This window comes from Streptomyces sp. NPDC049577 (genome assembly GCF_040675635.1).
In the GTDB taxonomy this organism is placed as follows: Bacteria; Actinomycetota; Actinomycetes; order Streptomycetales; family Streptomycetaceae; genus Streptomyces.
In genome coordinates this window covers 1-9,822 of record NZ_JBFAPH010000234.1, presented here as the reverse complement: position 1 = coordinate 9,822, position 9,822 = coordinate 1, and the positions used below count along the sequence as shown (strand labels likewise).

The following is a 9,822-nucleotide window of genomic DNA, read 5'->3' as shown; positions in this document are numbered from 1 at the left end:
TCGGCCTCGTACGCCGCGCGCTGGTCCGCGGTGTAGACGTGCACGCACGGCGCGCCCTCCTCCCGGAAGGCGGTGGCCAGTTCGGCACCGGTGGAGACGGGATTGACGAGGGCTATCACGATGAGGACCTTTCCAGGACACGAACCGGTGGTGCGGTGGCCGCGAGCGGTCCGCCCGCGGCGGGAGGGGTCTGCGCGGCGAGTGCCCGGCCGATCGTACGGGCGTGCTGGGCCGCGGCCCGCAGATAGTTGACGACGGGGAAGCGCACGCCCGCCGCGGCGCCCGCGACCCACAGCCGCTCCGGGCGGGCGCCGGGGCCGCGCAGGACCCTCAGGTCCCCGGTCACCGGGGCGGCGTGCTCCCCCGGGCCGGGGGCGGCCCCGACGCGCAGCTCACCGCCGGGGGTGACGGTCAGGGCGGGCGCCTCGATGCCGGTGGCGCAGACGATCCAGCCGAACTCCTCGGCCCGCCCGTCGGACCAGACGACGTCCCAGCCGCGGCCGTCCGGGCGGGGCGCGATGCGCCGGGGACGGGCTTCCGCGACGGTGAGCAGGCCCGCGTCCAGATGGGCCAGCAACCGGCGGGCGTTGGCCAGCGGGATGGAGGAGATGTAACGGGACATGGCGACCCGGTGCGTGGCCAGCACCCGCCGCCGGACCGGCTCCTCCCGCGCGGACAGCGCACGGTTGAGGGCGTCGATGACCTCAGCGACCGCGTCCTGCCACGGTACGCGGCCGGCCTCGGCCAGCTCCGCCTCGTGCCGCAGCCGCTCGTGGGCGACGGTGCGGTCGCTCAGCCCCCGGACGACCGGCTGCCGCCCGCCGAGGGCCCGCACGAGCCGGATCAGGGGACGGACGAGCCGCTCGGGGCCCGCGCCGCGCCCGAGCTCCCGCTCCCAGAGCCGCTCCAGCCCGGCGGATGCAGTGCGGCACAACCGGGTCCGCACGGCGGGCAGTTGCCCCGAGGGAGAGGTCATCACGGTGGGGCGCCCCGCCCGGCAGAGGGCGAGGGCCGCGTCGATCGCGGAGAGCTTCGTGCCCAGGACGAGCACCTTGGCGTCTCCGGGCAGGGCGCGCAGCCGCCGGGTGGGGTACGGGCTCGTGAGCAGCCGCGGGTGGCCGGCGTGCGCCCGCAGGTCCTCCGGCAGACGCGGGGCGGTGCCGCCCGGGCACAGCACGACGTCCGTCGCGCCCACGGCCGTGCCGTCCTCCAGGACGACGCGGTAGGCGCCGGGCGTGCCGCTGACCGACCGGGCCAGACCGCGCACCTGCGTGACCCGTACGCCGCGCCGCCGGGCCGCCGCCCGGTGGCGCAGAAAGCTCTCCCGGGCGTACTGCGTGACGAGGTAACGGGGCACGAAGTCGTCGCGGTGGACGGGCCAGCCGCGCGCCGCGAGGTAGCGCAGCAGCCCCGACTCCCCGTCCGCCCGCAGCGAGGTGACGTCGACCGAGGTGTTGCACAGCAGCCGCGGGCCGTCGGAACCGAAGGCCGGCGCGCAGCCGACCGGGTTGGGGGCGACGAAGCAGACGGAGGAGATCCCGCGCACCCGGGCGAGGTGGAGGAACACGCTGACGGCGGTGGGGCCGCCACCGACGATGACGACGTTCCGGCTCATCGGTCACCTCCCGGCGTGGCGGGGGAGGAGGTGCCTCCGCGCGGTGGCCGGTGGCCGAGCAGGCGCAGCAACGGCCCGGTCATCACCGTGGTGGCCAGCGCCACGAGGGTGAGGACGCCGAGCATGCCGGCGTCGATGAGACCCGCCTGGTAGCCGATCTGGACGACGACCAGCTCGGTCAGGCCGCGCGCGTTCAGCAGCACGCCCAGGACCAGCGCGGGGCGCTTCTCCATGCCGGTCAGCCAGGCGCACAGCCCGGGTCCGGCGATCTTGCCGGCGGTGGCGAGGGTGAGCAGGCCGGCGAACGTCAGCACCGTGGAGGAGTCCCAGCGCAGCGCGCCGAGGTCGGTGGTGAGGCCGAAGCCGAAGAAGAAGAACGGCAGCAGCACGGTCTTGGCGGTGCCGGTCAGACGGTCCGCGATCGCCTTCGCGCGCCGGCTGCCGTCGCCGGCCGGCCAGGCCAGACCGACCAGCAGCGCCCCGATGAGCTGGTGCACCCCGACGGCCGCCGTGAGCGCCGAGGTGGCGGTGACGGCGATGACGAGCAGGGCGGTGACGGCCGGTGTGCTCATGCCGTCCGCCGGATTCGCCGTGTCCGCCAGCCGCCGGGCGAGCCCGCGCCGCACGGGCCACAGGAACAGCACGGCGACGGCGGCCGCGCACAGGCCGTCGAGCAGGAGCCCGGCCGGTCCCCGCCCCTGCGCGGCGGCGAGAATGCCCGCGACCACCAGCCAGCTGCCGCCGTCCCCGATCGCGGCGGCGAACAGCGCGGTCTGCCCCGGGCGCGAGCGGGTCAGCCCCAGGTCGGTGAGCATCCGGGCGAGCACGGGAAAGGCGGTGATGCTCAGGGCGCAGCCCACGAACAGCACGAAGGGGAGACCGCCACCCGCGGCGCCGGCGTACGTGCCGGCCAGCGGCACGGCCGCCGCGGAACCCAGCCCGAAGGGCACGAGCAGGGACGCCGCGCTCACGAGCACGGTCCGGCCCACCGCGCCGCGCAGCCGCATCCCGGCCAGCTCCTGGCCCACGCCGAACATGAAGAGCACCAGCCCGAGCTGGGACAGCCCGTCCAGCAGGCGTACCGAGGGGCCGGGGAAGAGCCACCGGGCGGCGTCGGGCGCGAGGCCGCCGAGCAGCGTGGGGCCGAGGGCGAGACCGGCGCATATCTCCCCGACCACCCGGGGCTGGCCCAGGCGCCGGGCGAGCGCGCCGCCCGCCAGCGCCGCGGCGAGTACCACGGCGGCGGCGAGGAGGAAGTGCCCCGCGACATCGAGGCGGTGGGTGGCGGGCCCGGACGCGCCGCCCGGGCCGTCGTCCCACGACCACGCGGCGGCGAAGCAGATCGTCAGGACGGGCAGGACCACGGTGACGGCGACGGCGAGCCCCGTCCGCCGACGGGTCACGGCCGGCGCGCGGTCGGAAACGTGTTCCGGCGGTGCCGGTGTCAACTGGAGTGTCATATCAGCGCAATCAGTGCGTGTCGTAGATCATGTCGCGCATCAGCTCACTGGCACCGGCGGCGATGGTTCCCGCCATCGCGTCGCGGTAGAGACGGGCGGCCGCCGCGTCCTCCAGATAGCCCCGGGCACCGTGGTACTGGACGCAGGCCTGGGCGGCCGACACGGCGAGTTCGGTGGCCTTGAGCTTCAGGACCGAGGCGGTGCGGGTGTCGAGCCGGCCCTGGGCGTGCAGCTGGGCCGCATGGTAGGCGTACGTGCGCACGAGCTCGAGTTCACCGGTCAGCTCGGCGACCCGGTGCCGGACGGCCTGGTGGGAGCCCAGCGGCACGTCCTTCACCCGGTGCCGCCGGACGAAACCGTCCAGCAACTCCAGGCAGTACCCCACCCCGCCGACGGCGAGCAGCCCCGCCACCAGCCGTTCGAAGTCGAGGGCCTTCATCAGGTGCAGCAGGGCCATGTCGCGCCGGCCGACCAGCGCGTTCGCCGGAACCCGCACGTCGTCGAAGTCCACGCGGCACACGTCCGCGGAACGCCAGCCCGTCATCGGCTGCGGAGTGCGGGTGACGCCGGGCGCGTCCGCGTCGATCACCAGCAGGCTCGCACCACTCAGCCCCCGGTCGCCCGAGGTCCGGCGCGTCTTGACGAGCGTGACGAAGAACCCGGCGCCGGAACCATTGGCCACGTGGCACTTCCGGCCGTCGACGCGGAACCCGCCGGCTCCCCCGTCCCCCAGCGGCTCGGCGCGGGTGCTCAGGTGCCGCAGGTCGGAACCGGCGTCCGGCTCGCTGATGGCGAGCGCGGCGATCCGCTCGCCCCGCGCCGCGGCGGGCAGCAGCGTCGCCCGCAGCTCGGCGGTGCCGAACATCCGCACGTAGGACAGCGCCATGAAGGCGTGCACGCCGACGGACGCGCGGATGCCCGCGTAGCCGGTGCGCCCGAGTTCCTCCAGGAGCACGGCGCTGTGCAGGAACTCCTCGCCGTCGTGGGCGAAGTCGAGCAGCCCGTGGGCGCCGAGGGCGCGCCAGCCCTCGGCGGATACGCGTCCCTGCCGCTCCCAGGCGTCGGCCTGCGGCAGGACGACGTCCCCCAGCACCCCCCGCACCCGGGACCGGGTCTCTTCGTGCTCGGCGGTGAGATGGGGCGGGCGGTGCGGTCGCGCGGTGCGTTCCCCCGTCGTCGTGCTCATTTGACGGCAACCACCCGGTGCTCGGGCAGGATGGCGGTGATCCTGCCGGGGATCTTGAAGACGGCGTGCGGAGTGCCGGCCGCGGCCCAGGTCTCCTCGAACCCCAGGAGGTCCTCGTCGACGAGCAGGGTGAGCTCCTCCTTGTGGCCCAGGGGCGGGACACCGCCGATGGAGTAGCCCGTCACCCGCTTGACGAAGTCGGCGTCGGCCTTGCCGATGGCGCTGCCGAGCACCTTCGCGACGACCCTCTCGTCGACCCGGTTGGTGCCGCTGGCCAGCACCATGACCGGCGCGCCGGTCGCGGTGTCGCGGAAGACCAGGGACTTGACGATCTGGGACTTCTCGCAGCCCAGGGCGCGGGCCGCGTCGTCCGCGGTGCGGGTGGAGTCCGGCAGTTCGACGACCGTCAGGTCGAGGCCGCGCTCGTCGAGCAGGGCCTGGAACTGGCGGGCGCGCTTGCTGATGCTCATGCGGTGACTCCTGTCGGTTCACGGGTTTCGAGGGAGGCCAGCAGGGCACGGCGGTCGACCTTGCCCGTGGCCGAGAGCGGCAGATTCCCGCAGAGCCGGATCCCGGCGGGGACCATGTATCCGGGCAGGCACCGCCGCAGATGCGCGCGCACCGACTCCGGCGTGCAGCCGTCGCCGCGGGGCACGACGAAGGCGAGCAACTCCTTGCCCCCGGCCGGGTGTTCGGCGACGGTGACGTAGCTCTGCCGCACCTCCGGGTGCAGACCGAGATGGTGGGCGACCTCGCCCAGCTCGACGCGGAAACCGTTGATCTTCACCTGGTCGTCCTGGCGGCCCTGGAAGACCAGGTCACCGTGGACGGAGAGGTAGGCGCGGTCGCCCGTGCGGTACAGCCGCTCCCGCCCCCCGTCGATCTCGTACTCGACGAACCGGTCCCGCGTCAGCTCCGGCATGCCCAGGTACCCCGGGGAGAGCCCGGGACCGGCCAGCAGCACCTCACCGGTCTCGCCGGGCGCGCACAGCCGGCCGCCGTCCCCGACGACGTAGGCGCGGGTGTTCTGGATCGGGCGCCCGATGGGCAGACTCGACTCCTCCGGCCGCAGCTCCCGCACGGGGTGGTAGGTGGCGAAGGTCGTGCACTCGGTGGGCCCGTAGACGCTGACCAGCCGGTCCGGTCCGTACGCGCGCAGGGCCCTCGCGATGTGCGGCAGCGAGTGCGCCTCGCCACCGGTGAGGATGGTGTCCACCCCCGACAGGGTCTCCGGGGCCTCGTCCACGATGGTGTTGAACAGCGCGGTGGTCAGGAACACGACCGTGACGCCGTGCCGCGCCAGCACCCGCCGGAGTTCCGACAGCCGGACGAACGACGAGGGGTGGAGCACACAGGTGCCACCGTGCAGCAGCGCCCCCCAGATCTCGAAGGTCGCCGCGTCGAAGGAGACCGGGGCGAGCTGGAGCAGCGTCGTCCGCTCGTCGAGCCGGGCGTAGCGGGCGCCGAAGACCAGACGGGCGATCCCGCGGTGCCGGACGGGGACGCCCTTGGGCCGGCCCGTGGAGCCGGAGGTGAAGTTGATGTAGGCGATGTCGTCCGGCGACACGCGGACGTCGGGGTTCGCGGGGTCGCCCGTCAGCGCGGCCCGTTCCACCGGTGTCACCCGGCACCGGGGAAGGCGCTCGGCGAGGGTGCTCCGTGCCCCGGTCAGCACCCGTTCGCAGCCTGTGCCGGAGAGCAGCCCGCGCAGCCGCTCGTCGGGCCAGGAGGCGTCGAACGGCAGGTAGGCCGCGCCGCACTTGAGGACGGCGAGCAGCGCGACGATCAGCTCCACGGAGCGGTCCAGGCACACGCCCACCGTCTCCCCGGGGCGCAGGCCCTCGTGTCGCAGCCGGTCGGCGAGGCAGTTCGCCAGCCGGTTCAGTTCCCCGTAGTCGATCACGGTGTCGCGGTGGACCAGGGCGGTCGCCCCGGGGCGCCGTGCGGCGCGCTCCTCGAAGAGCTCCTTGACACCGCGGTCGTCGGGATAGGGCACGGTGGTGCGATTGAGGCGCCGGTGGGCTTCCAGCGCCGTCTCGTCGTGGGTCAGGGCGGTCATGCGTCCCTCTGCAGACGGGAATTGATGATATCGAGCAGCGGAGCGCGGTGCGTATCGGGGAAGAAGTGTCCCCCGGCTGTTTCCACCAGTTCGCTCTCCGCGTTGCCGTATGTGCGCCAGCCGCTCATGCTGTCGGCGCCGTCGATGGGGTCGGAACCGCCGTACAGGGCGGTGATGGGAAGGTCCACACCGCTTCCGTGACGGTCGTCCCATATCTCCGCCAGCCGTATGTCGGCGCGCACGATCGGCAGAAAGAACCGTGCCATCACCGGGTTGTCGAGGATTTCCGCCGGAGTCCCGCCCATCTCGCGCACGGCGTCGGCGAAGGCGGCGTCGGACAGCTCATGCAGATAGGGGCGGCGCTGCGGGCTGCCGGGGCTCCTCGAACCGGACACGAACAGCCGGCGGGTCGCTCCCGGACACCCGGCCACGGCGAGCCGCGCCACCTCGTACGCGAGGCGCGCGCCGAAACTGTGACCGTAGAAGGCGTGCGGATCGGACAGACGCGGTGACAGCGCCTCGAAGATTTCCGCGAGCAGCGGTTCCCATTCTCGCGGCAGCGTTTCCTTGAGGCGTCTTCCCCGGCCGGGCAGCCTGACGGCGAGAAGCTCCACACGGTCGCTCAGTCCGTCCGCCCACGCCCGGAACATCTCCGGGCTTCCCCCGGCGTAGGGAAAGCAGATCAGCTTGATGCCCGGCCTTTCGGACGCCCGCTTGAGCGTGATGACCCACTTGTCGTCGTCAGGCTGCACTACCCTGCTCTAGCTCTCGTTCGAGGCGGCTGCGAGCCGGCGGTTGCGGAGGATGCTGTCGGCTATCTCACGGACGCTGCTCCGGGCGAAGAGGTCGTCCGGCGGCAGGGTGTCCTCGCCGAAGGTATCCTCGGCCTGGGCAATGATCCTCATGGCGGCCAGCGAATTGCCGCCGGACTCGAAGAAGTCGTCATCCGCGCCCTCGGCCCGCAACCCGATCTCCCGGCATACGCCGAGCACCCAGCGTTCGATCTCTTCCCGCGTTTCGATCGCACTCATGTCATTCAGCCCTTTCGGCGCACCGGGAAGCGGAATCCGTTGACCGTTCGGTCCACGAACCGGTTGTGGCCGTAGTCGTCCCGGCCCGTCACCAGCACGTTGCCGAATTTCTCGAGGCTCGCGGCACCGCCGAACTCCTCGAGGCCCTCGGAGTACGGGTAGACCCGCACCGACGTGGGCAGATAGCGCCCGGCGAAGCCCAGCCGCATCCGGTCCGTGAGACCGCTGTGCGGGTGCGAGGCGTGCATCAGCGTCGACCAGAAGATGATGAACTGGCCCTGCCGCATGACCTGCGAGACCGCCTTGGACTCGTCCGGCGACCAGTCGGGGTCCTTCTGCAGCTGCCGGTAGTCATAGCCGAAGAAGCCGCGCTTGACACCGTTCTTGTCGACCTGGTTGATGGAGTCCGGGGAGTACTCCATGACCTTCGACTCGTCGTAGTTCATCGACGTGTGCGAGCCGGGGATGAACTGCAGGCAGCCGTTCTCCTCCGTCGCCTCGGTGAACGCCGTCCACACCGTGATGGTGCCGCCGAAGTCCGCGTCCTCGGGCCACAGGATCTGTGGGTACTTCGAGCCCGCGACGTTGGAGAAGTTGTCCGCCTGGTGCCAGTCGGTGCCCTCGTCGCCGGGGTACTTGGGGAAGAACTCCGAGCGCCAGCACAGGGTGTCGGGACCGAGGATGCTCGACACCCGGTCCACGATCTGGGGCCGGGTGATGTGCTCGGCCAGGAAGTCGACGTCCAGGTGCCGGTCGTAATTGGCCAGGTTGGTGTTGCCGGACACCGCGCGGTCCTGGCTGTAGATCGCCTTCTTGGTGTTCAGCAGCTTGGGACGGAGGGTCTGGAGATGGGCCTCCATCTCCTCCGGCTCGTACAGGTCGAACGGCCCGATGAAACCGTCACGGTGAAACTGTGCGAGCTCTTCCTCGCTGAGCGAGAACTGTTCGGTACGCTGTTCCATATCTCAACTTTCAACAGCAGTCGGCACGGACTGGTGGGGCTCCGGTCGAGAGCACGTCGCGCGATGCGCGAGGCGATGCCGGAAGTCGTGGTGACTGCGCAGACAGGGCGATTCGATCCGCCGCGACAAGGGTCCGCCGCGACAATGGGGCGGACACGCGAAAACGTGTCGCGGAGGGCGGGTGCCCGGTTCGTGACCGAGCCGCCGGCGACGCCCCGCGGTCCCGCGCCCGGTGGGGCTCGGACCGGAGCGGACGATCGCATCACGTGCGATCCCCGCCGGGCAAGTGGGAAGCCGCGTTCCCCCTTCCCGCTGACTCGAGTCCACCACGCGACTTTGATCTTCGTCAACAGCCGTCTCCGCACTTGATCGGCGATGTGACGGCCATCAAGTGACGCCTTCTCAAATGGTGAGAAAACAAAGGCGATTTTCGGGGATCGAACCGGTCGGGGACCGGCCGGATGTATAGAGCCGAGCGCGCCGGGTGAGCAGGGCACCGGCAAGCGCGTGAGCGAGGTCATCAGGGAAACCACCGGCGTGCCCGCGGGCCGCATCGCGGCGCTGTCGGCCCTGAACCTCGCCCGCGAAGTCATCACCGGCCGGCCTGCCGCCGCCACCATCGCCTGTCCCGACGAAGAGGTCGCCCGACGCTTCCGAGCCGCCTGCCGCACCGCCTACTTCCGGCCCAGCACCAGCACCGACGTCATCGGCTGCGAACCGGGCGGGGCCGTGAAGAACCTCATCGCCCCCGACCAGACCGCCACCTTGCTTCTGCAGCGACCCCCCAAGTCCGAAAACTGACCGACCGTCAGCTCTCCGGGCCGGCGGTCAGCGCCGTGCTCCCCACGCACCCGGGCCGCCACCTCGCCCACGATGTGCACCGGGTACGACGGCCGGGTCTGCTCGAACGCGAGCGCCGTGTCCGTCTCGCCCACCACTCTCACGGGCGTCCGCCCAGTGAGCGCCTCGTCGGAGTAGAAGTCGCTCACCACTCCTCGCCATGGCTCGGCCAGTCCGCGGTTCACCGTGCAGGCTGCGACTCCAGCCCGGCCTCGGCCATGACGGTGCGGACGGTCTCCTCCAACGTGCTGCCCTGCTTGATCAGCATCTCCTCCATGCCGTCGAGCAGATCGGCCGGCCGGTACCAGTCCCGCATCTCGCTCTCGCCGAACTCCGAGGCCTCCGGCCGCGTGGCGTGCCGGCGCAGCGTCTCGGCGAACGGCAGGTCGAAGTAGAAGAACCGACTCGTCCCACGGTGGTCGACGGCCAGCCGGTGAAGATCCCTTCGAGGATCACGTGGAAGCCCTCGTCCAGGCACTGGCGGGTGATGACGTCGATCAGCCCGGGCGTCGCCCGCACCGGGCCGTGCGCCTCGCACAGGATCTCCCGGCGGACCGTGTCCTGGCTCACGATCGCCAGACCGCTGCCGTAGCGCTCGCGGACGGCACGGGCGACGGTGGTCTTGCCCGAGCCGGAGTTGCCGCGCAGCACCACCAGCCGGGTGCCCGC

At 72.1% G+C, this 9,822-nt stretch carries 9 protein-coding genes and 1 pseudogene; 1 reads left to right on the top strand and 9 read right to left on the bottom strand.

The window, feature by feature from the left end; all coding sequences use genetic code 11:
* Positions 1–115 precede the first annotated feature (115 nt).
* The 8 genes from AB0K09_RS23370 to AB0K09_RS23335 form a co-directional block, all read right to left on the bottom strand.
* Complete coding sequence (locus tag AB0K09_RS23370; RefSeq protein WP_366067327.1) at positions 116–1,615, bottom strand: FAD/NAD(P)-binding protein; 1,500 nt, start codon at positions 1,613–1,615, stop codon at positions 116–118.
* Entirely contained in the window at positions 1,612–3,018 is a 1,407-nt protein-coding gene (locus AB0K09_RS23365) for a cation:proton antiporter (RefSeq protein ID WP_366067326.1), read from the bottom strand. Before AB0K09_RS23365 ends, AB0K09_RS23370 begins: the two co-directional genes overlap by 4 nt.
* Before the next feature lie 67 nt (positions 3,019–3,085).
* Positions 3,086–4,261: an acyl-CoA dehydrogenase family protein gene (locus AB0K09_RS23360; RefSeq protein ID WP_366067325.1), complete on the bottom strand. Its 1,176-nt coding sequence runs from the start codon at positions 4,259–4,261 to the stop codon at positions 3,086–3,088.
* Positions 4,258–4,731, bottom strand: coding sequence for a YbaK/EbsC family protein (locus AB0K09_RS23355; protein WP_366067324.1), 474 nt, complete (start codon positions 4,729–4,731; stop codon positions 4,258–4,260). Before AB0K09_RS23355 ends, AB0K09_RS23360 begins: the two co-directional genes overlap by 4 nt.
* Positions 4,728–6,320, bottom strand: a complete 1,593-nt coding sequence (locus tag AB0K09_RS23350) for an amino acid adenylation domain-containing protein (RefSeq protein WP_366067323.1) — start codon at positions 6,318–6,320, stop codon at positions 4,728–4,730. Before AB0K09_RS23350 ends, AB0K09_RS23355 begins: the two co-directional genes overlap by 4 nt.
* On the bottom strand, positions 6,317–7,072 hold the full coding sequence (locus AB0K09_RS23345) for an alpha/beta fold hydrolase (RefSeq protein WP_366067322.1): 756 nt from the start codon (positions 7,070–7,072) through the stop codon (positions 6,317–6,319). The genes AB0K09_RS23350 and AB0K09_RS23345 overlap by 4 nt, the downstream gene beginning before the upstream one ends.
* A gap of 9 nt (positions 7,073–7,081) precedes the next feature.
* Positions 7,082–7,351 (bottom strand): phosphopantetheine-binding protein, encoded by a 270-nt coding sequence (locus AB0K09_RS23340; RefSeq protein WP_366067321.1) that lies wholly within the window; start codon positions 7,349–7,351, stop codon positions 7,082–7,084.
* A gap of 5 nt (positions 7,352–7,356) precedes the next feature.
* Positions 7,357–8,313, bottom strand: a complete 957-nt coding sequence (locus tag AB0K09_RS23335) for a chlorinating enzyme (RefSeq protein WP_366067320.1) — start codon at positions 8,311–8,313, stop codon at positions 7,357–7,359.
* Between the two features lie 486 nt (positions 8,314–8,799).
* On the opposite strand from AB0K09_RS23335, the pseudogene AB0K09_RS23330 reads away from it, so the two are divergent.
* A pseudogene (locus AB0K09_RS23330) lies at positions 8,800–9,060 on the top strand (glycerol-3-phosphate acyltransferase); the annotation flags it as partial.
* A 354-nt stretch (positions 9,061–9,414) separates the two neighbouring features.
* On the opposite strand, the gene AB0K09_RS23325 reads toward AB0K09_RS23330, so the two are convergent.
* On the bottom strand, positions 9,415–9,822 hold a 408-nt coding region (locus AB0K09_RS23325; protein WP_366067319.1), incomplete at its 5' end, for an AAA family ATPase.